The 24,048-nt window shown below is 37.8% G+C and carries 28 protein-coding genes and 1 riboswitch; of the genes, 14 read left to right on the top strand and 14 right to left on the bottom strand.

Annotated features, from left to right (window positions below):
- Positions 1-108: 108 nt before the first annotated feature.
- The 3 genes from ACWATA_RS27440 to yugI all read left to right on the top strand — a co-directional run bounded on the left by ACWATA_RS27440 (position 109) and on the right by yugI (position 2,378).
- On the top strand, positions 109-609 hold the full coding sequence (locus ACWATA_RS27440) for an Lrp/AsnC family transcriptional regulator (protein WP_013059601.1): 501 nt from the start codon (positions 109-111) through the stop codon (positions 607-609).
- Positions 609-1,769: an aminotransferase gene (locus ACWATA_RS27435; protein WP_013059600.1), complete on the top strand. Its 1,161-nt coding sequence runs from the start codon at positions 609-611 to the stop codon at positions 1,767-1,769. Before ACWATA_RS27440 ends, ACWATA_RS27435 begins: the two co-directional genes overlap by 1 nt.
- A gap of 207 nt (positions 1,770-1,976) precedes the next feature.
- Positions 1,977-2,378 carry a S1 domain-containing post-transcriptional regulator GSP13 gene (yugI, locus tag ACWATA_RS27430; protein ID WP_013059599.1) on the top strand — a complete coding sequence of 134 codons (402 nt, stop codon included), beginning with the start codon at positions 1,977-1,979 and terminating at the stop codon, positions 2,376-2,378.
- A 42-nt stretch (positions 2,379-2,420) separates the two neighbouring features.
- On the opposite strand, the gene ACWATA_RS27425 is transcribed toward yugI, so the two are convergent.
- Positions 2,421-2,651, bottom strand: a complete 231-nt coding sequence (locus tag ACWATA_RS27425) for a DUF378 domain-containing protein (RefSeq protein ID WP_013059598.1) — start codon at positions 2,649-2,651, stop codon at positions 2,421-2,423.
- A gap of 220 nt (positions 2,652-2,871) precedes the next feature.
- On the opposite strand from ACWATA_RS27425, the gene ACWATA_RS27420 reads away from it, so the two are divergent.
- Positions 2,872-4,035 carry an iron-containing alcohol dehydrogenase gene (locus tag ACWATA_RS27420; RefSeq protein WP_013085305.1) on the top strand — a complete coding sequence of 388 codons (1,164 nt, stop codon included), beginning with the start codon at positions 2,872-2,874 and terminating at the stop codon, positions 4,033-4,035.
- A gap of 44 nt (positions 4,036-4,079) precedes the next feature.
- Here the strand turns inward: ACWATA_RS27420 and mnhG are convergent, their stop codons facing one another.
- From mnhG to ACWATA_RS27385, 7 genes are read right to left on the bottom strand one after another with little or no spacing between them, the layout of a single operon-like run.
- Positions 4,080-4,442 (bottom strand): monovalent cation/H(+) antiporter subunit G, encoded by a 363-nt coding sequence (mnhG, locus tag ACWATA_RS27415; protein WP_013085304.1) that lies wholly within the window; start codon positions 4,440-4,442, stop codon positions 4,080-4,082.
- Positions 4,426-4,710, bottom strand: coding sequence for a Na(+)/H(+) antiporter subunit F1 (locus ACWATA_RS27410; protein ID WP_013059595.1), 285 nt, complete (start codon positions 4,708-4,710; stop codon positions 4,426-4,428). The genes mnhG and ACWATA_RS27410 overlap by 17 nt, the downstream gene beginning before the upstream one ends.
- A complete protein-coding gene (locus tag ACWATA_RS27405) occupies positions 4,711-5,187 on the bottom strand; it encodes a Na+/H+ antiporter subunit E (RefSeq protein ID WP_013059594.1) in 477 nt (158 codons plus the stop codon).
- 6 nt (positions 5,188-5,193) lie between these two features.
- On the bottom strand, positions 5,194-6,678 hold the full coding sequence (locus tag ACWATA_RS27400) for a Na+/H+ antiporter subunit D (protein WP_098112216.1): 1,485 nt from the start codon (positions 6,676-6,678) through the stop codon (positions 5,194-5,196).
- Positions 6,668-7,009, bottom strand: coding sequence for a Na(+)/H(+) antiporter subunit C (locus tag ACWATA_RS27395; protein ID WP_013059592.1), 342 nt, complete (start codon positions 7,007-7,009; stop codon positions 6,668-6,670). Before ACWATA_RS27395 ends, ACWATA_RS27400 begins: the two co-directional genes overlap by 11 nt.
- Positions 7,009-7,431, bottom strand: coding sequence for a Na(+)/H(+) antiporter subunit B (locus ACWATA_RS27390; protein ID WP_013085301.1), 423 nt, complete (start codon positions 7,429-7,431; stop codon positions 7,009-7,011). The genes ACWATA_RS27395 and ACWATA_RS27390 overlap by 1 nt, the downstream gene beginning before the upstream one ends.
- Positions 7,428-9,833, bottom strand: a complete 2,406-nt coding sequence (locus tag ACWATA_RS27385; RefSeq protein WP_473050476.1) for a Na+/H+ antiporter subunit A — start codon at positions 9,831-9,833, stop codon at positions 7,428-7,430. The genes ACWATA_RS27390 and ACWATA_RS27385 overlap by 4 nt, the downstream gene beginning before the upstream one ends.
- 214 nt (positions 9,834-10,047) lie before the next feature.
- Here ACWATA_RS27385 and ACWATA_RS27380 point away from each other — a divergent pair, with 214 nt between their 5' ends.
- The 3 genes from ACWATA_RS27380 (at position 10,048) to ACWATA_RS27370 (ending at position 12,396) form a co-directional block, all read left to right on the top strand.
- On the top strand, positions 10,048-10,281 hold the full coding sequence (locus ACWATA_RS27380; protein ID WP_321201864.1) for a hypothetical protein: 234 nt from the start codon (positions 10,048-10,050) through the stop codon (positions 10,279-10,281).
- A gap of 260 nt (positions 10,282-10,541) precedes the next feature.
- Complete coding sequence (locus ACWATA_RS27375) at positions 10,542-11,891, top strand: glucose-6-phosphate isomerase (RefSeq protein WP_013059589.1); 1,350 nt, start codon at positions 10,542-10,544, stop codon at positions 11,889-11,891.
- 100 nt (positions 11,892-11,991) lie between these two features.
- Positions 11,992-12,396 (top strand): YugN-like family protein, encoded by a 405-nt coding sequence (locus ACWATA_RS27370; protein WP_014457925.1) that lies wholly within the window; start codon positions 11,992-11,994, stop codon positions 12,394-12,396.
- A 9-nt stretch (positions 12,397-12,405) separates the two neighbouring features.
- Here ACWATA_RS27370 and ACWATA_RS27365 read toward each other — a convergent pair whose 3' ends face one another.
- The 3 genes from ACWATA_RS27365 to cdaS all read right to left on the bottom strand — a co-directional run bounded on the left by ACWATA_RS27365 (position 12,406) and on the right by cdaS (position 14,369).
- Positions 12,406-13,194, bottom strand: coding sequence for a potassium channel family protein (locus ACWATA_RS27365; protein WP_473050475.1), 789 nt, complete (start codon positions 13,192-13,194; stop codon positions 12,406-12,408).
- A gap of 67 nt (positions 13,195-13,261) precedes the next feature.
- Positions 13,262-13,645, bottom strand: coding sequence for a VOC family protein (locus ACWATA_RS27360; RefSeq protein WP_033580475.1), 384 nt, complete (start codon positions 13,643-13,645; stop codon positions 13,262-13,264).
- A 97-nt stretch (positions 13,646-13,742) separates the two neighbouring features.
- Entirely contained in the window at positions 13,743-14,369 is a 627-nt protein-coding gene (gene cdaS / locus ACWATA_RS27355; RefSeq protein WP_473050474.1) for a sporulation-specific diadenylate cyclase CdaS, read from the bottom strand.
- A 312-nt stretch (positions 14,370-14,681) separates the two neighbouring features.
- Positions 14,682-14,784: riboswitch (SAM riboswitch) on the top strand.
- Between the two features lie 253 nt (positions 14,785-15,037).
- Here cdaS and ACWATA_RS27350 point away from each other — a divergent pair.
- The 7 genes from ACWATA_RS27350 (at position 15,038) to ACWATA_RS27320 (ending at position 20,907) form a co-directional block, all read left to right on the top strand.
- Complete coding sequence (locus ACWATA_RS27350; RefSeq protein WP_028412604.1) at positions 15,038-15,751, top strand: phosphoadenylyl-sulfate reductase; 714 nt, start codon at positions 15,038-15,040, stop codon at positions 15,749-15,751.
- A gap of 19 nt (positions 15,752-15,770) precedes the next feature.
- Positions 15,771-16,850 (top strand): sulfate permease, encoded by a 1,080-nt coding sequence (gene cysP / locus ACWATA_RS27345; RefSeq protein WP_080754495.1) that lies wholly within the window; start codon positions 15,771-15,773, stop codon positions 16,848-16,850.
- A gap of 52 nt (positions 16,851-16,902) precedes the next feature.
- A complete protein-coding gene (gene sat / locus ACWATA_RS27340) occupies positions 16,903-18,054 on the top strand; it encodes a sulfate adenylyltransferase (RefSeq protein ID WP_367078733.1) in 1,152 nt (383 codons plus the stop codon).
- A 12-nt stretch (positions 18,055-18,066) separates the two neighbouring features.
- Positions 18,067-18,666, top strand: a complete 600-nt coding sequence (gene cysC, locus ACWATA_RS27335; protein WP_028412601.1) for an adenylyl-sulfate kinase — start codon at positions 18,067-18,069, stop codon at positions 18,664-18,666.
- 91 nt (positions 18,667-18,757) lie between these two features.
- Positions 18,758-19,537 carry a uroporphyrinogen-III C-methyltransferase gene (gene cobA / locus ACWATA_RS27330; protein ID WP_033580477.1) on the top strand — a complete coding sequence of 260 codons (780 nt, stop codon included), beginning with the start codon at positions 18,758-18,760 and terminating at the stop codon, positions 19,535-19,537.
- 13 nt (positions 19,538-19,550) lie between these two features.
- Positions 19,551-20,318 (top strand): sirohydrochlorin chelatase, encoded by a 768-nt coding sequence (locus ACWATA_RS27325; protein WP_033580478.1) that lies wholly within the window; start codon positions 19,551-19,553, stop codon positions 20,316-20,318.
- Positions 20,299-20,907, top strand: a complete 609-nt coding sequence (locus ACWATA_RS27320; RefSeq protein WP_323873919.1) for an NAD(P)-binding protein — start codon at positions 20,299-20,301, stop codon at positions 20,905-20,907. The genes ACWATA_RS27325 and ACWATA_RS27320 overlap by 20 nt, the downstream gene beginning before the upstream one ends.
- Before the next feature lie 27 nt (positions 20,908-20,934).
- Here the strand turns inward: ACWATA_RS27320 and ACWATA_RS27315 are convergent, their stop codons facing one another.
- From ACWATA_RS27315 to ACWATA_RS27305, 3 genes are all read right to left on the bottom strand, one after another.
- Positions 20,935-21,612: an MgtC/SapB family protein gene (locus ACWATA_RS27315; protein WP_013059577.1), complete on the bottom strand. Its 678-nt coding sequence runs from the start codon at positions 21,610-21,612 to the stop codon at positions 20,935-20,937.
- Positions 21,613-21,731: 119 nt separating this feature from the next.
- Positions 21,732-23,318: an AMP-binding protein gene (locus ACWATA_RS27310; RefSeq protein ID WP_033580479.1), complete on the bottom strand. Its 1,587-nt coding sequence runs from the start codon at positions 23,316-23,318 to the stop codon at positions 21,732-21,734.
- Between the two features lie 243 nt (positions 23,319-23,561).
- Positions 23,562-23,756 carry a hypothetical protein gene (locus ACWATA_RS27305; protein WP_033580480.1) on the bottom strand — a complete coding sequence of 65 codons (195 nt, stop codon included), beginning with the start codon at positions 23,754-23,756 and terminating at the stop codon, positions 23,562-23,564.
- Positions 23,757-24,048: the final 292 nt, after the last annotated feature.

The following is a 24,048-nucleotide window of genomic DNA, read 5'->3' as shown; positions in this document are numbered from 1 at the left end:
CTATAAAATGAAACTCAATTACCGGTATAGATTTCACATTAAAGATGTGTTTAAATTTGATATAATGGAAAAAGTGAAAAAATTTAATCGGTGTAGGAGGGGAACGCGGTGTTCTTAGAAGAAAAAGAGTTAGAAATTTTAGAAATTCTAGAAAAAAATAGCCGTATTTCAATAGATAGTATTTCAAAAATGGTGGATTTAACGTTTGAAGAAACCTCTAATATTGTTAAAAAGTTAGAGAGAGAAAAAGTAATTGTGCAATATTCAGCTGATATTAACTGGAGACGAGTAGATGGACATGAGGGCGTTACAGCTATGATAGATGTAAAAGTTGCACCAAAGCGAGGAGTAGGCTTTGACGAGATTGCGGAGCGCATCTATCGTTTTCAAGAAGTAAAATCCGTGTACCTAATGTCAGGAGCATATGATTTGTCTGTTATTATTGAAGAAAAATCAATGTCTGAAGTAGCATTTTTCGTTTCTGAAAAGCTTTCTACGCTAGACTCTGTTTTATCTACAACGACTCACTTTATTATGAAAAAATACAAGCACGATGGTACCATCTACGATCAAGGCGATGAAGATCGCAGAATCGTGGTGTCTCCGTAATGAAAGAGCGCTTGTCAACAACTGTACAACAGCTGAAACCTTCAGGTATTCGCCGCTTTTTTGATTTAGCAGCAAGTATGGATAACGTCATCTCTCTTGGAGTAGGTGAACCTGATTTTGTCACATCTTGGGCTGTTCGAGAAGCGAGTATTTTATCGTTGGAAAGAGGATATACCTCTTATACAGCAAATGCGGGGCTTTTAGAGCTCCGCTTTGAAATTATGAAGTATATGAAAAGAAATTTTAACGTCTCGTATGATTATAAAGATGATATTATTGTGACCGTTGGAGGAAGTCAGGCTTTAGACATTACAATGCGAGCTTTGATTAACCCTGAAGATGAGATTATTGTCGTGGAGCCAAACTTTGTGTCTTACAGTCCGTTAATTTCTCTAGCAGGAGGAGTTCCTGTGGCAATTGAAACAACGGCAGAAACGGAGTTTAAACTACAGCCTAGACAGATTGAAGAAGTCATTACAAGCAACACGAAAGCCCTTCTTTTATGTTCTCCTAATAATCCAACAGGAAGTTCGCTATCTAAAGAAGAGTTGCAGGCTATTGCGGATATTGTAATCAAGCATGACTTGCTTGTTATCACGGATGAAATATATGCAGAATTAACATATGATGAAGAATTTACATCTATTGCTTCTTTAGAAGGAATGAAAGAACGAACTATTATTATTTCAGGCTTTTCTAAAGGGTTTGCTATGACTGGATGGCGTCTTGGGTACATATGTGCACCAACTGAGATTGCTAAAGCAATGCTGAAAATTCATCAGTATACAATGATGTGCGCGCCTACCATGGCCCAGTATGGAGCAATTGAAGCACTACAAAACGGGCAGCATGACGTAGAAGAGATGAGAAAAAGCTATCGCAGAAGACGGAACTATATGGTGAAGTCATTAAATCAAATTGGTCTGGAATGCCATTCTCCCGGAGGAGCGTTTTATGTATTCCCGTCTATCAAGAAAACGGGATTGTCATCGGAAGAATTCGCTGAGCAGCTTTTGCTTGAAGAACGAGTAGCCGTCGTGCCAGGCAATGTATTTGGAAAAGGCGGAGAGGGACATATTCGCTGTTCATACGCCTCTTCAATGGAATCATTAGAAGAATCCATAAAACGGATTAGCCGTTTTGTTGAAAATAAGTTATAATAAAAATAAGATATTATGTCATATCGTATAGACGGTTTGATATAATATCTTTTTTGCTATGATGAAATGTAGTGTTAGTTTATATTTGTGACGAAATTGGTAAATAATAAATATAGTATAACTACTTTTTGATTCAATCTATGAACTGTGCTATAATTTTAAATTGGCTATAATGGTGAAAATAATAAGGTATCTAGGAGTGTTTATATGTCAAAATTTGAAATCGGTACTGTTACAAAAGGTAAAGTAACAGGAATTCAACCATACGGTGCATTCGTTGCATTAAATGAAGAAACTCAAGGATTAGTTCATATCTCAGAAGTAAAACATGGCTTCGTTAAAGATATTAACGAACATTTATCAGTAGGAGACGAAGTAAACGTTAAAGTTTTATCTGTTGATGAGTCAACTGGTAAAATTGGTTTATCTATTCGTGCAACTGAGCCAGCTCCAGAAAAAACTGAAGCTTCTGCACCTAAAAAACCTGCTAAAAAGCGTCAAGGTCAAGCAACAGTTCATACTGAATCTACTCAAGGATTCAACACATTAAAAGAAAAATTAGAAGAGTGGATTGAGCAATCAAACCGCGAAGATCTAATTAAGAAATAAGAAATAAGAAAAAAAGAAGGATAGCTTAGCTATCCTTCTTTTTTAATGTTCCGTTCTAGGTTCTGTACGCTCTACTTCAGCAGAAGGTTTAAATAATAGACCTAGGTTAATCAGTCCTGCGATTCCAACCAATCCATAAATAATGCGGGAGAAAGCAGATGTTTGACCGCCGAAGATTGCTGCTACTAAATCAAATTGAAAAAAGCCAATAAGTCCCCAGTTAATTGCTCCAATAATCGTTAATACGAGCGCAATACGTTGAATACCACTCATGATGAACCCTCCTTGTTTTGTAGTTCACTTATTAGCCTGCTTTTTTTAGAGGGAAATATGCATATTTGCTTTTGGAAGATACAGACAAATAAACGTTCATTTGGATGGGGTGAGCATCTAGCCAACAGGGAATAATCTTTAGGAAGTCAATTTTCTTTACAATCAAAAAGTTGTTCTTCATAATGATGCATGTAATCAAGCTCGTAAGGAGGAGTTTATAGTGAACAATTTTACATTTTATAATCCTACAAAATTAATTTTTGGTAAAGGTCAATTAGAGCAATTAAAAACAGAAGCAAGTCGCTTTGGTAAAAAGATATTATTAGTATACGGCGGAGGAAGTGTAAAACGCAGCGGTTTATACGATCAAGTAATGGATGTACTGAATGACATGAATGCAGAAGTACATGAGTTAGCGGGAGTAGAACCGAATCCTCGTCTGACAACTGTTCGCAAAGGAATCGATATTTGTAAAGAAAACGGTATTGAATTTTTACTTGCAGTAGGTGGAGGAAGCGTAATCGATTGTACAAAAGCAATCGCAGCTGGCGCAAAATATGATGGCGACGTATGGGACATCATTAACCGCGACGTATTCGCAGCTGAAGCTCTTCCATTTGGAACAGTGCTAACATTAGCAGCAACAGGTTCAGAAATGAATGCTGGTTCTGTTATTACAAATTGGGAAACACAAGAAAAATACGGCTGGGGCAGTCCGGCAACATTCCCTCAATTCTCTATTTTAGATCCGGTTAATACATTTACTGTACCAAAAAATCAAACAGTTTATGGCATGGTTGACATGATGAGCCACGTATTTGAACAATATTTCCATGCTGCAACAAATACGCCGCTTCAAGATCGTATGTGTGAAGGTGTGCTACAAACGGTTATTGAAACGGGACCAAAATTATTAAACGACTTAGAAAACTACGAGTTACGTGAAACGATTTTATATAATGGTACCATCGCATTAAACGGTATGTTACAAATGGGACACCAAGGCGATTGGGCTACTCATAATATTGAGCATGCGGTATCAGCTGTATATGATATTCCACATGCGGGTGGACTCGCAATTTTATTCCCGAACTGGATGAAACACGTAATGGATGAGAACGTAGATCGCTTCAAGCAAGTAGCTGTACGCGTATTTAACGTAGATACGGAAGGTAAGACAGATAAAGAAGTAGCACTTGAAGGTGTGGATAAGCTTCGTGAATTCTGGTCAAGCCTAGGTGCACCAACTCGCTTAGCTGATTATGATATTGGGGAAGACAAATTAGATCTTATGGCTGATCGTGCGATGGCCAAAGGTGAATTTGGTAAATTTAAAAAATTAAACAAAGAAGATGTACTAGCAATCCTACGCGCTTCTTTATAAGATTCTCGATAAAAAACGCCGTGCAAACCGCACGGCGTTTTTTTTTATTCATGATGGGTAAGCTTTTTCTGCTGTTTGGTTTTCAAATCATCCCGAACGGTTTTATCAGAAAGAGGAACTCCGCTGTAATAAGCTGCTCTTCCTAGTAAATGCCCAGCAATAGGAGAGGTGATAAACACAAAGACAATCGCTAAAATTAACCGTGCACTAATATGGCCAGTGTCAATCCAAAAGTAGAGTAAGCAGCCCACTAATATAAACAGGACGCCTAAGGTAGCACTTTTGGAGGCAGCATGACTTCTTGTGTACGTATCAGGCAAACGAATAAGCCCAATCATGGTCACAACTGTCAGAAGAGACCCTATGAGTACCAAAGCTCCTACAATGATTTCACTGATCACGTTCATATTCAATCACTTCTCCTTTCTCTAAAAACTTAGAAAAAGCAACGGTACCTACAAAGGCTATGATGCCTAGCAGTAAAATGACTTCGAAAAAAGCCTGAGTTCGAAAAATAATCGAGATGATGGCCGTGATAGCAATGATGTTAATTCCAATAGCATCAAGGGCCATTGCTCGGTCAGCAGTTGACGGACCTTTTACCACTCGGTAAACAAACCCAATAGTTGAAGCAGAAATGAGAATGAGCGAAACGTTTAGAAAAATATCGAGCATTTAACGACTCACCTCCATAATAGCTTTTTCGAATGTTTGCTGAATATCTGTAATAATGTCATCAATATCGTCGGTATTGATTGCATGAATATAGATAGTAGAATTGTCATCTGACACATCCATTACCAGTGTGCCTGGCGTTAGCGTAATTAAAAGAGAAAGAATGGTAATTTCCCATTCACTCTCCAGACGGGTTGGCATTGCAAAGATGGCTGGCTGAATATTTAATTTAGGGCGCAATACGTCTTTCGTCACTGCAATATTGGCTTTGAATAATTCTCGTATGAAAATAAACAGCAGCTTAATGATCGCATACACTTTATGCAGGTAAAAACGTCTGTGAAAAAAACGGCGGAAAACAAACAGCAGTACCGCTCCCCAGAAAAATCCTATAATAAAGGAAGGTAGTGTCCAAATCCCTCTCAAAAACATCCATGTGAATGCAATGATTACGTTTAATAATAGTTGAAATGACATGCAGATCTACTCCTTTAACACCGATTGGATATAAATTGAAGGATCCATAAGCGTTTGAGCGGCTGTCGACACATAAGGAATAACAGCTTCTGCACCTAGTCCTAAAAAGACAGAAACAGCAAGTAAGATAGCGGATGGGTATAGAATACCTTTAAGGGATACTTTTTCATGCTCAGAAGAAAGCGTAGGTTCACCCCAGAAGCAGCTCATGAAAATCTTAATGGCAGAATATAAAACGAGCAGGCTTGAAACGAGTAAAACTCCTACAAACGTGTAGCTCTCTGATTCTAAACCGCCTTGAACTAAAAGGAATTTTCCAATAAAGCCGCTTAGGGGAGGAATTCCTGCCAACGAAATAGTAGCGATAAAAAACATCCAGCCAAGCAGCGGATAGTCTTTAATTAACCCACCCATTTTCTTTAATTTTGTTGTTCCAGTTATTCGAATGATGCTTCCAGCAAGAAGGAAGAGAGCTGCTTTAATAATCATGTCGTGAATTAAATAATAAATGGCTCCTTCAAAACCTGCTTTTGTTGTTAAAGTTACACCGTAGACAATGACTCCCACAGCAATAATAATATTATAAATTAAAATTTTATTCACATCCGAATAAGCAATGGCGCCTACTGCACCAACAACGATAGTCAAAAGCGCAACGTAGCCGATAATTTGATGAGTGAATTCAGGATGATGGTAAAACAGTAAAGTGAAAGTCCTGAAAATCGAATAAACGCCTACTTTTGTGAGCAACGCACCAAACAATCCGATAATAACGGGTGGAGGCGCACTGTACGAACCTGGAAGCCAAAAATACATTGGGAATAAAGCTGCTTTTAATGCAAATACAATAAATAAAAGCATGCCAATGGTTGTTAAAATTCCCGGCTGATTAGCCTCTGCAATTCGCTGCGAAAGGTCTGCCATGTTGAGAGTTCCTGTTACGGCGTACAAATAAGCAACAGCAATTACAAACAAAGCAGATGAAATGACATTGACTAAAATATACTTAAGAGACTCTCGAAGCTGTTCTTTTGTACCGCCAATTACAATAAGAGCGTACGAAGACATAAGCATGACTTCAAAAAAGACAAATAAGTTAAAGATATCACCTGTCAAGAAAGCGCCAAATACGCCTACTAATAAAAACTGTACAAACGAATAAAAGTAAAAGCGTTCACGTCTTTCGCCAATTGTATGAAAAGCAAAAAGAACGCAGCATAGTGTTACGATACTAGCAGTAAGTACGAGAAGGGAAGCGAACATGTCCGCTACTAGAATAATTCCAAAAGGAGGTTTCCAGTTCCCAAGCTCATGAGTTAAAACACCTTTTGATTGAACCAACTGTACCAAATATGCAGCAAAAGCAGTGGTGGTGATTAATGATAAAACACTGATTATCCTTTGAAGTTTAATATTGTCTTTGAAAAAAATGAGCACAACACCTACAACAAACGGGATAAGCAGTGGGATGATTACAAAATTACTCGTCATGTTCATTTCCCCTTAACTTGTCCATATCGTCTGTTCCGAGTTCTTGATAAGCCCTGTAAGCTAGTACAAGGAAAAAAGAAGTGACACCAAAGCTTATGACAATGGCAGTTAAAATAAGGGCTTGAGGTAAAGGATCTGTATAAGAAGAAGCCTTTTCTCCCAAAAGGGGAACACTCCCCCCTTTTAATCCGCCCATCGTTAAAATCAACAGGTGAACACCGTGGCTTAATAAGCCTGTTCCAATAATAATTCGCAGTAAACTGCGGGATAACATGAGATATACAGCGGCAGTGAATAGAATCCCTGCCACTATGGACATTAATATTTCCACTATTCACTCTCTCCAATCGTTTGAATAATGGTCATCGTAACACCAACAACTACTAGATATACGCCTAAATCAAACAGCACAACGGTAGCTAAAGATGTTTTCCCGAGAAGGGGAAGGTTAAAGTAGCTATATGTGTGAGTCAGAAATGGGACTTTGAAAATAAATGACCCAAGCCCCGTTAAAATAGCTAGCAGCAGTCCAGAGGCCGCCACCTTCTTATAGTCAAATGGGATGACTTTCGATACCGTTTTTATATCGAAAGCCAGCAGTAGTAATACAAGGGCTGCTGAGGTAGTAAGTCCCCCAACAAACCCTCCCCCGGGTGTATAATGACCTGCAAAGAAAAGATGAATGGCAAAAATGATAATAATGAACGTGACTACTTTCGTTGTGGTTTGTAGTATCAAATCATTTTTTTTCATTCTTCTTCCTCCTTTGTTAACCGAAGACGAATCATGCCATAGATAGCAAGAGCTGCTATACAAAGTACAGTAATTTCAAATAATGTATCAAATCCGCGGAAATCAACAAGAATAACGTTCACCATGTTTTCGCCGCCTGCTTTTTCATAACTGTTTTCAATAAAGTAATGTGAAATGGATTCAAATAGTTTTGTACTGTTTGCTGATATGCCAAGCAATGTAACGGTCGTTCCTACAAGAAGGGCAACCAGTAAATTTGGCAGTTGAAACTTCACCCTTACTTTTCGCTTCCGAAACTCCGGCAAGTAGTAGAAACATAGTAAAAACAGTGATACGGATACAGTCTCAATAACTAATTGAGTCAAAGCTAAGTCAGGAGCGCGGAATAATACGAAAAATAAAGAAAGTGTATAGCCGACAACTCCCAGCGAAATAATGGCTGTGAGGCGTGATTTTGCCAATAAAGTTGTAATAGTAGCCGCAACCATTACAACTGCTAGTATGGCTTCATAAACGCCGATAGAAGCAGTATCTTTTAGATCAATCGCAAAGGCATTCTGAGAAAAGAGCGTTACGAGAAGTAAAATGCCTATGAAAGTAAAAATGATTAAAAGATAGTCTCTAATAAATCCTGTCATTAATGTTTTCATGATGCGCGTTGAGCCTTTTTCCATCCCTTTAATGCCATAATTATATCCGTTGTTAAGCGTTAAAGAAGAAGGAAATCGTGTATAAATTTTTGACCACTTTTGAAGTGTCATAAACAACAAAATACCAAATGTAATGACCCCTAGCGTCATAAATAATTCTGGCGTAAAGCCGTGCCAAAATTTAATATGCACTTGATATTCTTTACCTGCCTCTAGCAGGCTAGGTGCGATAGAGGCCATTGTTGGCTCAATAAGAGTTGATTCTAATAAATTAGGAGCAAAGCCAAAAATAACAACCAGCGATGCTAAAATAACAGGTGAAATAAGCATGCCTACTGGTGCTTCATGCGGCTTCTTCTCCAACTTTTCGGGCTGGTATTTGCCTGTAAAGGTTTTAAAGACAAGAATCATACTATAGACGAAAGTGAAAATACTTCCCACCCAAGCGATGATAGGCAGCAAAATTCCCCACGTCTGCATGCTATACATATCCATTTTTGTCACGTTTACCATGCCTGTAAAAAACATCTCTTTACTTAAAAATCCGTTAAAGGGAGGGAGACCTGCCATTGAAAATCCCCCGATGATAGCAATGGTAAATGTCACAGGCATGAAGCTCATTAACCCGCCTAACTTTCTAATGTCACGCGTGCCTGTTTCATGATCGACAATGCCTACTACCATAAACAAGCTGCCTTTGAAGGTAGCGTGGTTAATCAAATGGAAAACTGCTGCAGTAAGAGCCACTAAGTAGATATTATCGTCTAAAAAATCATAGTGAATAGCTGCGCTACCTACTCCTATAAGTGACATAATCATCCCAAGCTGACTAATTGTTGAAAAAGCTAAAATCCCTTTCAAGTCTTGTTGCTTTACTGCTGAAAACGAGCCCCAAAACAGTGTAATTAGTCCTGTGATTGAAATAACAAAAAACCAAGTGGCGCTTATAGCAAAAACAGGGCTTAGTCTTGCTAAAAGATAAATTCCTGCTTTTACCATTGTAGCTGAATGAAGGTATGCACTCACTGGGGTTGGAGCTTCCATTGCATCTGGCAGCCAAATATGAAAAGGAAACTGAGCAGATTTTGTAAAGGCCCCTAATAAAATGAGGACTAGAGCTGGAATAAATAGATGACTTGATGTAACCACATCTACGTTTGAGATAATTTCGCGTATGCTGAAAGTACCTGTCATGACATATAAAAGTACAATTCCTGCTAATAGGGAAAGTCCTCCGAATACGGTAATGAGCATAGATTTTAAGGCTCCGTATTGAGATTTCTCTCGTTTGTACCAATAACCAATCAATAAAAAAGATGAAAGGCTTGTTAATTCCCAAAAGCTGTAAAGACTCATTAAGTTGTCTGATAATACAACTCCTAGCATAGACCCCATAAAAAGAAGCAAATAGACATAAAACGAATGCAGCGCTTCTTTTGTCTTAGAAAGATAATAAATGGAGTAAAGAATAACAAGTGTCCCAATTCCGGTGATTAACAGAGAAAATAGAAGACCGAGTCCATCCACATAAGCATCAAAGTTAATGCCCAGACTAGGTATCCATTTCATTGAATGTAGATATGTTTCCCCCTTAGAAACACCACTGATATATTGTGTGAAATAAATGAACAACACAAGTGGAAGAGGTAAAACGAACCACCCTGTATGAATACGCTGGAATTTCTTATACAGAAGCGGGACAAAAAAGGCTAATAAAAAAGGCGATAAAATCACCAAGTGCAACCACGACAAAAGACAAACCTCCTTGTGATATTCAATTCTGTAACCGATTATATAATAATTTAATTATGCATGCATCCATGCTAATTCTTAGTATCAGCGGATTTTTCAAACCTTATTAAATAAATAGAAACTCGTCACAAAATCCATAAAAAAAACATAAAAAAATTTTTTTAGACGTATAAAAATCAGGTGAAATTGTCACTCTAAGAGTGAGGTGATGGAAATGTATAGGAAACAAGTAACCATCAGTTTTCTCATTTTTAGCGCATTATGTATGAGCGGATTTGTACTGAATAATCACTTAGAAATGAAAGAAGAAAACAGGATGCTGCTCACTTCTAAAAACGAAGCTGAAAATTCTATATCAATAGACTCTTCCCTGTTAAAAGCCTCTTATAAACCGAGACAATATGTAAAGATAGGTGAAATGAACTATATTGCACCATCCGGTAAGTAAATGAAAAACGATTGAAGACCACTCTTTAGTCGTTTTTTATTTGCTTATTATTTGCGTAATCGTGCATGAATTACGTTTTTTAATCAAAGAACATTAGTTGACTTCATAACTGAATTTATCGTTAAATAAAAGGGTACATACAATGATTGCAGTTTCAACAAACTATAATGATTGTGTCAAATTGTAAGTGGATTCCCTTGAATTCAGCTAACAGTTTCGATAAAGTGGAAAATAAAGATATTTTAATGGAGGAACAGACTATGACACATGTTCGTTTTGATTATTCAAACGCGTTATCATTTTTTGGTGAACATGAACTTACATACTTACGTGATGCCGTGAAAGTAGCTCACCATTCAATTCATGAAAAAACAGGTGCTGGGAACGACTTTTTAGGATGGGTAGACCTTCCTACGGAGTATGACAAAGAAGAATTTGCACGCATTCAAAAAAGTGCAGAAAAAATTAAATCGGATTCAGATGTATTGATTGTTATTGGTATTGGAGGATCTTACTTAGGTGCTCGTGCTGCTATTGAAATGCTTCAGCATTCATTCTATAACACATTATCAAAAGAACAGCGTAAAACTCCGCAAGTTATTTTTGCTGGTAACAACATCAGCTCAACATACATGAAAGACCTAATGGATGTTTTACAAGATAAAGATTTCTCTATTAATGTTATTTCAAAATCTGGTACAACAACAGAACCGGCGATTGCTTTCCGTATCTTCCGTAAATTATTAGAAGAGAAATACGGGAAAGAAGAAGCACGCAAGCGTATTTATGCAACAACAGATAAAGCGCGCGGCGCATTAAAAACATTAGCGGACGAAGAAGGCTATGAAACATTTGTTATTCCAGATGATGTAGGCGGCCGTTATTCTGTATTAACAGCGGTTGGCTTATTACCAATCGCCGCTGCAGGTCTTGATATCGAACAAATGATGAAAGGGGCAGCTGATGCTCAAGAAGCATTTTCATCATCAGAGCTAGAAGAGAACCCAGCTTATCAATATGCTGTAGCTCGTAATGTTCTTTATAATAAAGGAAAAACAATTGAAATGCTGATTAACTATGAGCCAGCTCTTCAGTACTTTGCTGAGTGGTGGAAACAGTTATTTGGTGAAAGTGAAGGAAAAGACCAAAAAGGTATTTACCCTTCATCTGCTAACTTCTCAACGGATCTTCATTCTTTAGGTCAATATGTACAAGAAGGTCGTCGCGATATTTTTGAAACAATTGTACAAGTTCAAGATTCTCGTCATGAGCTAACAATTGAAGAAGATGCAGCGGACTTAGATGGACTAAATTACTTAGCTGGTGAAACAGTTGACTTTGTAAATAAAAAAGCGTTCCAAGGTACAATGCTTGCTCACACAGACGGAGGCGTTCCAAACTTAGTTGTGAACATTCCAGCGCTAGATGAGTATACATTTGGATATGTTGTATATTTCTTCGAAAAAGCATGCGCAATCAGCGGCTATTTATTAGGCGTAAACCCATTTGATCAGCCGGGAGTAGAAGCATACAAAGTAAATATGTTTGCTCTTCTTGGAAAACCTGGTTTTGAAGAGAAGAAAGCAGAATTAGAAAAGCGTTTGAAATAAATAAAAAGTTCACCTTCTTGTTAGAAGGTGAACTTTTTTGCTTTTGAGATAAAGGATAAAAAGCTGGAAAAAGGACATGTTAAAACAGAGGAGGGATAAGATGATTGAATTATCTTCAAGATTAGACGGCACATTATTCAAGCTTTATGAATTAGAAAAAACGCTTAAGCCGCTTGGGTATAACATTGGAGGAAATTGGGATTATGATCATGGTTCATTCGACTATAAGATGAATGATGAAGTCGGCTATCAGTTTTTACGTATCCCGTTTACAGCTACGAATGGAGAACTGGATTCTAAAGGAACAACCGTACAGATTGGTACGCCATTTTTACTTTCACATAAGTATCAAATTGGCCTAGATGACAATGTTCACAATGGAAACGTGGGTGCTTCATTTAATCAGTTTGCAGAACCCCAAGACGCAGACGCTTCATTTCCAGAAAAGTATATCAGCTTAGGAGAAGAGCTAATTAGAGAGGCAGAAGAGGCGCTGCTTCGGTAATTGAAGGGACTATTCTTTTCTTAAACTCTCTAATTTTTTTACAAAAATATGTTCGTACATGACCTGACTAATCAACTCGTTTGTTTTAATCATTTCATTTACCCCCAAATTTTGCGCATTTTGAATATGCTTTTTTGTTAACAGTTCAACGATGCTGTAAATAGAAGGGTTCAGTCCTTGCAGAGCGACTAGTGTAACAATAGTATTCATGTCTGCATATTCTTCTGTCTTATGCTGATCCGCAGTAATCAGCACTTTTTTTGCGTACCGAGCATTAGCAAGTTCTAATACCTCATAGTGAGAGGGACTTCCTTTAATAAAATGAACGCGATCACAAATCATGGGGTTTTTAGTCAGAGAGTCGTCGATAAGAACAATGTCTTCTTTATGAAATGCGTCGCGATAAGACTCTAGCACGAGTTTGGCGCGCTCATTCCACCCCACAACGATGAAGTGATCTTTTCCATAAAACTTTAAATTCCCTTCCAAATAAGCGCTCTCAGCGGAAACAGCAATTTTAGAAAGCGTGACAAAATAAGTAGTAATAAATCCCGTTCCAACCAGGACTAAAATAATTGCAGCTAACCTTCCAATCGTAGTGGTGGGAGCAAAATCACCGTACCCTATAGTAGAGATTGTAATAATAACCCACCAAATTCCTTCAAACACATTCCCAAACGTTTGCGGCTCTAGGAAATGTATAAGCATGCCGAAAAGTAAAACAAGGCAGCCGATAATAAAAAGAAGCCGCACTAAAATAGAACGACGAAAAAGTCGGAATAATAGCCATTCCATCATAAAAAAACCTCCAGTGATTAGTCATAGCCACAGTATGACCATTTTTCACTGAAGGTATAAGATATCTTTATCTTTTTACTTCGTAATATTCAATCCATTCTTTGTCTGGACCGTAGAAAAATAAGTATCTTGCTCCATTTGGCAAAGTTACAATGTTTTCTTCCACAAATGAAACGCCTGCTGATTTTAAACGCTCAAACTCCTCTTCAATTCCATCTACTGCCAGCGCAAAATGATGAACTTTACCTTCACTAGGTAAGCTTGAGTTATACCCTTGAATTAACTCTACGATTACATTGCCTTCTAAACCTAGAAAAGCTAGCTTCAAAGACGGATCGGTATGTGGTAGTGTTTCGATGAGCTCCAATCCCACTTTTTGTGTATAGAACTCAATAGATTCTTCTATATCCTTTACTTGAACGCCTACATGTTCAAATTTTAAAATTGCCATATGCATCACCCGTATCTATAGTATGTAAAAACTATGAAATATATTAAAGAGAAAGGATAGATAAGTCAAGATAGGGCTGCTTATCAGGAAAGGGCTCTTAAATCATATTTTTGCTGGAGTGAATAGGGTAGAGGCTTCCATCAAGCGCAAACGAAATTTTGCCTGTTTCTTCAGATACAACTAAAATTAATGCATCCGATTTTTCTGACATTCCAATGGCTGCACGGTGACGTGTTCCCAACTTTTTGTTCGTTGAAATAATAGACGAGAGAGGTAAAACATTAGCAGCTGAAATAAGCTGACTATTTCTAATTAGGACGGCTCCGTCATGTAAGGGTGTCCCTGGATAGAACAGTGTCTCAACTAGCGTAGCGCTGACAGGAGCTTGAATAGGCATTCCTTTTTGAATAAGAGGATCAACATTTTGTTCCCGTTCAATGACAATTAAAGCGCCGTGACGTTTCTCAGAGAGGTTATGAATAGCTAGGGATAGAGCAGCGTATTCAAATGTATAAGGCGATAAGTAATGGCGCAAGTAATAAGAGGCGGCCGTAGCTTGAACATCTTGAAATAACCTTCTCATCTCCTCAAAATCACATAAAATACAATGATCACTCGTGTCTAAATGTTTAATTAAATTAGAGGCTTCAGTTGAAATCTGCTGTAAATATGTTCGCACATTATTTTTAATTGTATCGTCTAATTGAAAGGGTTGTCTCTCCATCTTATATAGCTCCTATCTGTCAGTCAGTGTTATCTGTAATGTGTGCTAATGTGGGTGAATTATCCGTAAAGCTCATAAATCTGTTATTAATTTTATAGAGAGATTTTGTATTTTATTTAGCAAGAGAACATAAAAAGTCGAAAAAAAAGAAAGCGTTTTATAAACTGATATATTCACATTTGGGTTAAATTTACATATGTTGTTTTAAATAAAAGTATAGATATTTCTGTGAATTTAAAGTATAGTTTTCTTATCGGATATATAATTTTTAATGTTGACAAATATTCTAAATATGCTAAAATTTTTAAAAAATGCTTATCAAGAGTGGTGGAGGGATCTGGCCCGCTGAACCCCGGCAACCTGCTTAGCAAGGTGCTAATTCCAGCAAAGTGTGTATCATTTTGAAAGATAAGGTGAAAATTATTGCCTACCCAGTCTTTCAATACGGAAGACTTTTTATTTTGATATAGCGCAAGAGATATTTTGAGGAGGGACAACGATGACTGTAAACCCCGACTTAAAACAAACCTTTGAACACGCCGAAGCAAAGTAAGAATTAAATAGTTTCGCTGACTAGACACACTAGAGGCGGTTTTATCCAATTCTAGTGGGTAAAACCGTCTTTTTTTATTGGATAACGCGGATAACTAAGAATTGGAGTGGAGAAAATGGCAGACTTATATACGTACGAAAACTGGAGCGATACATTTCCAGAGTTCGACAGTAAAGATGAAACAAAAGGAGCCCTTTCAGCATTGCAGTGGGCGTATGATACCTACGGAGATTCAATTATTTATGCGTCAAGCTTTGGGATCGAAGGAATCGTGTTAATTGATTTAATTTCAAAAGTGAAAAAAGATGCTGAAATTGTCTTTTTAGATACAGGGGTTCATTTTAAAGAAACATATGAAGTGATTGATGCAATTAAAGAACGCTTCCCTGATTTACGTATTCATATGAAAAAGCCGGATTTAACTCTTGCAGAACAAGCTGAAAAACATGGAGATGAGCTTTGGAAGAGTCAGCCTAACCTATGCTGTCAAATTCGAAAAATCATTCCGCTAAGAGAATCCCTTGCTCCTTATGATGCGTGGATTTCTGGTTTAAGACGCGAGCAGTCTGAGTCTCGTGCCAACACGAATTATTTTAATAAAGATGAGAAATTCAAGAAGGTGAAAGTTTGTCCGTTAATTCATTGGTCATGGAAAGAAATTTGGCGTTATGTGTATAAGCATGATTTGCCATACAACAAACTTCATGATCAAGGCTACCCAAGTATCGGCTGTGAGCCCTGTACCGCACCTGCCTATAATGTAGACGATTTACGTTCAGGAAGATGGGCAGGTACACAAAAAGTGGAGTGCGGATTACACGAATCTTAAATACGAAAGAGCTGAATAAATGATGCTTTTATATGTTGCCTTTATCATTGCGCTTTTTTTTGCAATGAATATTGGGGCAAGCGGTGCAGCAGCTGCTATGGGCGTTTCATACGGCTCCGGTGCAATTAAAAAGCGAAGAGTGGCCCTGTTCATCTGTGCTGTAGGAATTGTGCTCGGAGCTGTTACCGGAGGCGGTGAGGTGGTAAAAACCATCAGTTCAGGTATCATACCTGAAAAACTGCTGTCAGTAGAATTAGTTATTATCATTCTGGCTGCTGCAACGCTGTCACTCTTTTTCGCGAATTTGATTGGTATCCCTCTATCAACAAGTGAAGTAACAGTTGGCTCAGTTGTTGGAGTAGGGGTAGCTTATCAATCTCTGTATGTAGAAAAACTTTTAATTGTGATGTCTTTTTGGATTATTGTTCCGCTAGTTTCATTTGTTATTGCTTTTTTGATTGGGAAAGTGATAAAGCGCAGAGCGCATAAAAAAGAAGCAGAGGGAAAGTGGAAAAGAGTTTTAACGATTTTAGTTATTGCAACGGGATTCTTTGAAGCCTTCTCAGCTGGAATGAACAATGTGGCAAATGCTGTCGGTCCTCTAGTAGGAGCTGGATTAATGGATGCTACAACGGGTGTCATAGCAGGAGGATTGGCGGTGGCGCTCGGAGCTCTTTTACTAGGAGGCCGAGTTATTGAAACAAACGGAAAAAAAATTACTCGCTATTCTGTAGGAGAAGGCTGCATTATCTCGGGTACTGGTGCTTCTCTTGTTACAGTCGCTTCACTGTTTGGTTTGCCAGTACCGCTTACACAGGTCACTACGTCTTCTATTATTGGAATAGGCGCAGCGAAAACGGGATTTACGAAAGAACAGCGCGAAGTGGTCATTCAAATGTTAAAGGTTTGGGTGGTATCCCCTGTATTTTCACTCGTAATCTCATATGTTCTTGTGAAATTAGTACTTGAAAGCGACTTATATTCATTTGTGGTGCTAGCTAGTGGATGTATTGCTACAGGAGGTATTCTAAGCTTAGCTAGAACGACTAGAAGAAAAAGAGCAAGCCTGCAGTCGGAAAAAGAAAAAATGACTGCGTGATTCAAGTACTTTTTATTATATTGTGTTAATTACTTAAGGAGGATTTTACAAAATGGCAACAATTCAAGCACACGGTGGAGAATTAATTAATTTATATCAACCAACATATGACTACACGTCACTAACAAAAGAAATTGAAGTAGACAACATGGCTCTAAGCGATTTAGAACTAATTGGAATTGGTGCTTATAGCCCAATTACGGGGTTTTTAGGAGAAAAAGATTATCAATCAGTTGTTGAAAATATGCGTCTAGCAGATGGAACTGTATGGAGTATTCCTATTACTCTTCCCGTAACAGAAGAGCAGGCTAAAGAATTAAACATTGGCGACAAAGTAAAACTAGTTCAAAGCGGTGTGACATATGGTGTTTTAGAAGTTTCTGAAGTATATACGCCAAATAAAGAAAAAGAAGCGGAAAATGTGTACCGCACAGCAGAACTGGCCCACCCTGGTGTGAAGAAAATGATGGAACGCCCAAATGTATATGTAGCAGGTCCAATCGTACTTGTAGAACGTACACCTAAAACGCGTTTTGAAAAGTATTACCTAGATCCAACTGAAACAAGAGCAGCATTTGAAGAGCGCGGTTGGAAAACGGTTGTTGGATTCCAAACTCGTAACCCTGTTCACCGTGCGCATGAGTATATTCAAAAAACAGCATTAGAAATTGTAGACGGCCTGTTTTTAAATCCACTTGTAGGAGAAACAAAGTCAGATGATATCCCAGCAGATATCCGTATGGAAAGTTATGAAGTACTTTTAGAGAACTATTATCCTAGCGATCGTGTAGCTTTGGCAGTTTTCCCTGCTGCAATGCGCTATGCTGGACCTAGAGAAGCTATTTTCCATGCAATGGTTCGAAAAAACTTTGGATGCACGCATTTCATTGTAGGCCGTGACCACGCTGGTGTTGGTGACTACTACGGAACATATGATGCACAAAAAATCTTCAGTAACTTTACGGCAGATGAATTAGGAATTACACCTTTATTTTTTGAACACAGCTTCTACTGCAAGAAGTGTGAAGCGATGGCATCAACGAAAACATGCCCTCACAGCAAGGAAGATCATATGATTCTATCTGGTACCAAGGTACGTGAAATGCTTCGTAACGGAGAAGTGCCACCAAGCACATTCAGCCGTAAAGAAGTAATTGAAGTGTTAATTAAGGGATTAGCAAAACAAAAAGTATCTTCAAAATAAGGAGCGGTTGAAGTGAGTAAATCAACAAACATTACGTGGCATGATGCTGGAATTACAAAACAGGAAAGACGCGAGCAAAATAATCATCACAGTTTTGTATTATGGTTTACGGGCCTTTCGGGTTCAGGTAAATCTACCGTAGCAAACGCAGTGGCAAAAGCGCTTTTTGATAAAAATATTCGCAATTATGTATTAGATGGTGACAATGTTCGTTTTGGCTTAAACAAGAATTTAGGGTTTTCTGCTGAAGATCGTACAGAAAATATTCGCCGTATCGGTGAGGTTTCTAAGCTGTTCGTAGACAGCGGTCAAGTGGTACTAACAGCATTTATCTCTCCATTCCAAGAAGATCGCGCTCAAGTGCGTGAGATCTTAGAGGGGAATGAATTTTTGGAAGTATACGTAGAGTGTCCGTTAGAAGAATGTGAAAAAAGAGATCCAAAAGGCCTTTACAAAAAAGCAAGAAGCGGAGAAATCCGTGATTTTACAGGAATTGATTCTCCCTATGAGTCACCTGCTAATCCTGAAGTAACAATTAATACAAGCACACAGTCTGTAGAAGAATGTGTACAAACTGTTATTGAATATTTATCTAACCGAAAATTCATCTAAATGACAGCGGACTTTGTCCGCTGTTCTAATTCAAATTAAAATTTGGGAGCGCTGCGGAGACGTGGAAATGATGGAAGGGTGAAAGGCATTCATGGGGAAAGTATATCTAGTCGGTGCAGGACCAGGAGATCCAGATTTAATTACATTAAAAGGGTTGAAAGCAATTCAGCAAGCAGATGTTATCTTATATGATCGTTTAGTGAATAAGGACCTGCTGGAGTATGCTAAAAGTGATGCTGATATTATTTACTGCGGAAAGCTTCCAAACTACCATACCCTCAAGCAAGAAACAATCAATAACTTTTTAGTGAAATTCGCTAAAAAGGGGAAAATTGTAACGCGCTTAAAAGGCGGAGATCCATTTGTTTTCGGACGCGGAGGGGAAGAAGCAGAAGCTCTCGTGCAACAGGGCATTTCATTTGAAATTGTTCCAGGAATTACATCAGGTATCGCAGCTGCTGCTTATGCAGGAATCCCTGTCACTCACCGGGAATACAGCGCAAGCTTTGCTTTTGTAGCAGGACACCGTAAAGACAGCGAGCATGATGCAATCAAATGGGATAGCCTAGCCAAAGGTGTAGATACTCTTGCCATTTATATGGGAGTGAGGAACTTACCGTACATTTGCCAACAGTTAATGGAACATGGAAAAACCTCAGCTACGCCAATTGCATTGATTCACTGGGGCACATGTGCGGACCAGCGCACTGTAACTGGAACTCTTGGTACAATTGTTGATATTGTTAAAGAAGAACAAATTGAAAATCCCAGTATGATTATCGTTGGTGAAGTTGTAAATTTTCATGACCGATTGAATTGGTTTGAGAAGACTGGACAGCATTACTATTCGTATGCACAAGAAGCTTACTAAAGAGGTTGATTATATGGATGCAGTTTTATATGTTTGCCATGGCAGCCGCGTAAAAGAAGGCGCTGATCAGGCAGTTGCTTTTATTGAAAGATGTAAAAAAAATCTAGATGTACCGATTCAAGAAGTTTGTTTCCTAGAGCTAGCTTACCCTACTATTGAACAAGGATTTGAAGCGTGTATTGAACAAGGTGCTACTCGTATTGCCATTGTGCCGCTGCTGTTATTAACAGCTGCCCATGCAAAACATGATATACCTGAAGAAATACACAAAGTATATGAACGCTATCCACAAGTAGAAGTACTGTACGGAGAACCGTTCGGCGTAGACGAACGAATTGTTGATATCTTAGTAGAGAGAATCAATGAAACCAATGTGGATAAGCATGAAGATTCGATGGTATTGCTGGTCGGCAGAGGAAGCAGTGATCCTGCTGTAAAAAAAGATTTTAACGAAATAGCTCAACTGCTAAAAGGTAAAGGAGCTTTTAAAGAAGTGAGCACATGCTATTTAGCTGCCGCTGCCCCTAATTTAAAAGAAGGCCTGCACCTTGCTAAACAAACTTCGTATAAGCAAGTATTCGTTCTCCCGTACCTTTTGTTTACCGGTATTTTAATGAACGAAATTAAGGAAGAGTTGGAGCAGTTATCAACAGATGACCAGCAGTTTATCTTAGCAAACTACCTAGGTTATCATGATGGACTTGCACACATTTTAAGTCATCAAGTAAAAACGTTATTATCGAGTAGAGGAAATCAATACGATGTATACCGTTATGCTTGATTTAAAGGGTCGTTCGGTCTTAGTAGTTGGAGGCGGAACAATCGCAACTCGTAGAATTAAAGGTTTTTTACAAGAAGGAGCAGCCATTACAGTGGTTGCTCCAACTGTTTCAGCTGAAATAAATGAGTGGGAAGCTAAGAATCAGCTGTGTGTAAAAAGAAAAAAAGTAGGAGAAGAAGACTTACTTAATGTTTTTTTTATTGTTGTAGCTACAAATGATAAAGCTGTGAATAAGTTCGTTAAGCAGCATATTAAAAATGATCAGTTGGTTAATATGGCCAGCGGTTTTTCCGATGGAAATATTCAAATTCCTGCACAGTTTTCTAGAGGGAGATTATCGCTAGCAATATCCACAGATGGCGCTAGTCCTTTGTTGACAAAACGAATAAAAGAAGAATTATCTTCGAATTATGATGAGAGTTACACACAGTATACACAGTTTTTGTACGAATGCAGAGTTCTTATCCACAGATTGAATGTGTCAAAGAGCCGTAAACATGAGTTGTTAACAGAAATTATCGATGATCAATACCGGCTGTCTCTAGTAAAACAGAGGGAATTTTTACAACAGATTGAAAAATATAAATAAAAAAACGGCCAATTGGCCGTTTTTCATTTATACATTTTCAACTTCAATGCTACGAATACCGCTGATTTTTTGAATCTCGTAATACACTTCTGTAGTAGGACGCTGATTATTAACTGACACTTTCATACGTATATATAATTCATTGGTGTCTAAATCTTTGATTCGAATATTTTTTATTGTAATATTCTTTTCTCTAATGCTGTTAGTTGTATCAAAAATATTGTGCTTATCAGCCAGCTTAAGTTGAAGAATAAGCTCTTTCTCGCGCAGTTGCCTAGGCCCTAGAATAGTAATAAGGAAAGGGAGAAGTTCAACGCTGATGATGAGCAGTACAACTCCGGTAATAGCTTCGGGATAAAACCCTGCACCTACAGCAATACCTATACCTGCTGCCCCCCAGATAATAGCGGCTGTTGTAAGCCCAGAGATGCTGTCATTTTCTTTTCGTAAAATAACACCCGCTCCTAAAAAACCAATTCCAGAAACAATTTGAGCAGCCAGACGAAGCGGGTCCATTGTGATATGATCACCTTTATTAAAAATTTGAGAAGACTCAATCGAAACAATCGTGAGTAAACAGCTAATAATGGAAATTACGAGAGATGTTTTTAAACCAACAGGCTTTCGTTTTAGTTCCCTTTCAATTCCAATAATAAGACCAAGTACAGCAGAAATACCTAATTTGAGCAACATTTCATTTTCCATTATTTTCACCTATTTCAATAGACATTGTTGTTTATATCTGTATGAAAGAAGAAAAACAGATATGTATCAGTATAGTAAACTTTTCTTCATAATGACAGGTGAAATTCGAAAAAATCTGATTATTTATAAAGCGCTACGATCGTTTCTTTTAATTTATATTTTTGAATCTTGCCGGATGCCGTCATGGGAAAGTCGTCTATAAAATAAATATGTTCGGGAATTTTGAAATGAGCAAGCTTACCTTTGCAAAAGTCTTTGATTTCTTGAGCGGTAAGAAAAGAATCTTGCTTGAGTTTAATGCATGCAGCAACTCGTTCTCCATACTTTGGATCAGGAATACCGACAATTTGCACATCTTCTACCTCGGGTAATCTATATAAAAACTCTTCAATTTCTCTTGGGTAAATGTTTTCTCCACCTCTAATAATCATATCTTTTAGACGTCCTGTAATTTTTACATAGCCATCTTTATCGATGGTAGCTAAATCTCCTGTATGTAGCCAGCCCTCTACAATTGTTTTTTCTGTTTCTTCCGGCATTTTGTAATATCCTTTCATTGTTAAATATCCTTTTGCACAAAGTTCTCCTTGTTCTCCAAAAGAAGCTTGTTTACCTGTAATTGGATTAATAATTTGAATCTGTACATGATCATGTACTTTGCCAACCGTTTGTACTCGCCGCTCGATAGAATCAGTTGGGGTTGTTTGGGTGATTACAGGAGATGTTTCGGTTTGACCATAGGCGATGGTAATTTCGCTGATACCCATGTCATTTATGACTCGTTTCATTACTTCTGCTGGACAATTAGAACCAGCCATGATTCCTGTGCGAAGAGTAGATAAGTCATATTGATTAAACTCAAGTGCATTTAATTCCGCAATAAACATAGTTGGTACACCGTGAAGCGCTGTACATTTTTCTTTCTCTACGGTGCGTAAAACAGAGGAAGGCTGAAATTCAATAATCGGTAGCATAGTAGCACCTACGGATACGCATGCTAGAACGCCCAGTACACATCCAAAACAATGAAAGAAAGGAACTGGGATGCATAAGCGGTCTTCGTTAGTCAGTTTCATAGACTGAGCAACTAAAAAGCCGTTATTTACTATATTATGGTGACTTAGCATAACTCCTTTTGGAAAACCTGTTGTTCCGGAAGTGTATTGCATATTGATAACTTCATGGATATGTAGGGATTGCTCATACTTATCGAGCACCTCATCCGATACCATTGAGCTACTCATTAAGAACTCGTTCCAAGAAGTATGTTCGCTTGATTCACTTAAGTTTATAAGATGTTTTAGATTGGGAAGATTATGTTCAATACCGGTGATAATAGACGTATAAGAAGTGCTTTTAAATTCATCAATGAAAAATAGCGCTGCTGTATCAGAATGCCTCAATACATACTCTAATTCAGAGGATTGGTAGCTTGTATTAAGGGTAACCAAAACAGCGCCTATTCTAGCTGCTGCGAATTGCAGAAGTAACCATTCCGGCACATTTGTAGCCCAGATAGCGATATGATCGCCTTTTTTGAGACCGGTGGCTAGAAGTGCCTTTGCAACTCGAGAGGTTTCTTGATAAAACTCTGCGTACGTATAGCGAATATTTTGTTCAGAGTAGATAACCGCTTCTTGATGCCCAAACTTTTTTGTACTTTCTTTTAAAAGTTCTCCAACCGTTACTTCAAGCAATGGTTTCATTTGGTTTCCTCCTTGAATAATGTTAAAGTATATATGAAAGCGTTTTCTAAAAGTAGTTTATCAAATTTAAAGAAAGTGTTCCAAAAAATCATTCGACAAATTCCTTCACTGTCCATCGCACGTATGAAGAAGGGGGGAGCTGAGTTTATCGTATTGATTTCAATAAGTAAGTATACCGAATGCGAATATTGTAATAAAATAAAGAAATGTCTCCTTATTATAAGAAGACAACGTAACATCATGTTAATAAAGAATGGTATAAAAATATGAAGTAAACAAACAAAAAATTATGCTGAATGTTGAAAGTGAAATAAATGAAAGGCCGTTGACTTTGCCTTCTTTATTAGACATTTGAATTGATTCCCAATAAGCAAGTGAAATTAAGAGAATAGACATACAAAAGGACAAATAGAGTGCAGCTGCAATTAAGGTATCCAAGTGAACGCCTCCTTGGCGGATAATGATTTAATAGACATTATGCTAGCTTAGGTCTAGATATGCTAGTATCTATTAATTGGCTAACGTTTCGTGTACAAGAAAATAGTTTTTAAAAATATATCGAAAAACTATTGCACAATAAAAGAAGGCATGGTATATTATTAAATGTCGCTAAGATGAACTGCTAAAGCAAACATCGAAGTGATAAACAAATAAAAAACTTGTTGACAACTAGATTGCAACTTGTTATGATAGTAAAGTCGCTTAAGAGCGGCGGTTGAACTTTGAAAAT

This window comes from Priestia sp. USM5 (assembly GCF_058323215.1).
The sequence above is the reverse complement of the archived record's forward strand: the minus strand, read 5'-3'. Positions and strand labels throughout refer to the sequence as shown.

Excerpts from the sequence above, each read along its gene's own strand:
- ACWATA_RS27325 (WP_033580478.1), top strand. The coding sequence starts at position 19,551 with ATGGATGCAGTTTTATATGTTTGCCATGGCAGCCGCGTAAAAGAAGGC.
- ACWATA_RS27400 (WP_098112216.1), bottom strand. The coding sequence starts at position 6,678 with ATGACGAGTAATTTTGTAATCATCCCACTGCTTATCCCGTTTGTTGTA.
- mnhG (WP_013085304.1), bottom strand. The coding sequence starts at position 4,442 with ATGAACGTGATCAGTGAAATCATTGTAGGAGCTTTGGTACTCATAGGG.
- sat (WP_367078733.1), top strand. The coding sequence starts at position 16,903 with ATGGCAACAATTCAAGCACACGGTGGAGAATTAATTAATTTATATCAA.
- ACWATA_RS27375 (WP_013059589.1), top strand. The coding sequence starts at position 10,542 with ATGACACATGTTCGTTTTGATTATTCAAACGCGTTATCATTTTTTGGT.
- ACWATA_RS27315 (WP_013059577.1), bottom strand. The coding sequence starts at position 21,612 with ATGGAAAATGAAATGTTGCTCAAATTAGGTATTTCTGCTGTACTTGGT.
- ACWATA_RS27370 (WP_014457925.1), top strand. The coding sequence starts at position 11,992 with ATGATTGAATTATCTTCAAGATTAGACGGCACATTATTCAAGCTTTAT.
- ACWATA_RS27320 (WP_323873919.1), top strand. The coding sequence starts at position 20,299 with ATGTATACCGTTATGCTTGATTTAAAGGGTCGTTCGGTCTTAGTAGTT.
- ACWATA_RS27405 (WP_013059594.1), bottom strand. The coding sequence starts at position 5,187 with ATGTCATTTCAACTATTATTAAACGTAATCATTGCATTCACATGGATG.
- yugI (WP_013059599.1), top strand. The coding sequence starts at position 1,977 with ATGTCAAAATTTGAAATCGGTACTGTTACAAAAGGTAAAGTAACAGGA.
- ACWATA_RS27310 (WP_033580479.1), bottom strand. The coding sequence starts at position 23,318 with ATGAAACCATTGCTTGAAGTAACGGTTGGAGAACTTTTAAAAGAAAGT.
- ACWATA_RS27350 (WP_028412604.1), top strand. The coding sequence starts at position 15,038 with ATGGCAGACTTATATACGTACGAAAACTGGAGCGATACATTTCCAGAG.
- ACWATA_RS27380 (WP_321201864.1), top strand. The coding sequence starts at position 10,048 with ATGTATAGGAAACAAGTAACCATCAGTTTTCTCATTTTTAGCGCATTA.
- ACWATA_RS27365 (WP_473050475.1), bottom strand. The coding sequence starts at position 13,194 with ATGATGGAATGGCTATTATTCCGACTTTTTCGTCGTTCTATTTTAGTG.
- ACWATA_RS27360 (WP_033580475.1), bottom strand. The coding sequence starts at position 13,645 with ATGGCAATTTTAAAATTTGAACATGTAGGCGTTCAAGTAAAGGATATA.
- ACWATA_RS27410 (WP_013059595.1), bottom strand. The coding sequence starts at position 4,710 with ATGCTCGATATTTTTCTAAACGTTTCGCTCATTCTCATTTCTGCTTCA.
- ACWATA_RS27390 (WP_013085301.1), bottom strand. The coding sequence starts at position 7,431 with ATGAAAAAAAATGATTTGATACTACAAACCACAACGAAAGTAGTCACG.
- cysP (WP_080754495.1), top strand. The coding sequence starts at position 15,771 with ATGATGCTTTTATATGTTGCCTTTATCATTGCGCTTTTTTTTGCAATG.
- cdaS (WP_473050474.1), bottom strand. The coding sequence starts at position 14,369 with ATGGAGAGACAACCCTTTCAATTAGACGATACAATTAAAAATAATGTG.
- cobA (WP_033580477.1), top strand. The coding sequence starts at position 18,758 with ATGGGGAAAGTATATCTAGTCGGTGCAGGACCAGGAGATCCAGATTTA.
- ACWATA_RS27425 (WP_013059598.1), bottom strand. The coding sequence starts at position 2,651 with ATGAGTGGTATTCAACGTATTGCGCTCGTATTAACGATTATTGGAGCA.
- ACWATA_RS27435 (WP_013059600.1), top strand. The coding sequence starts at position 609 with ATGAAAGAGCGCTTGTCAACAACTGTACAACAGCTGAAACCTTCAGGT.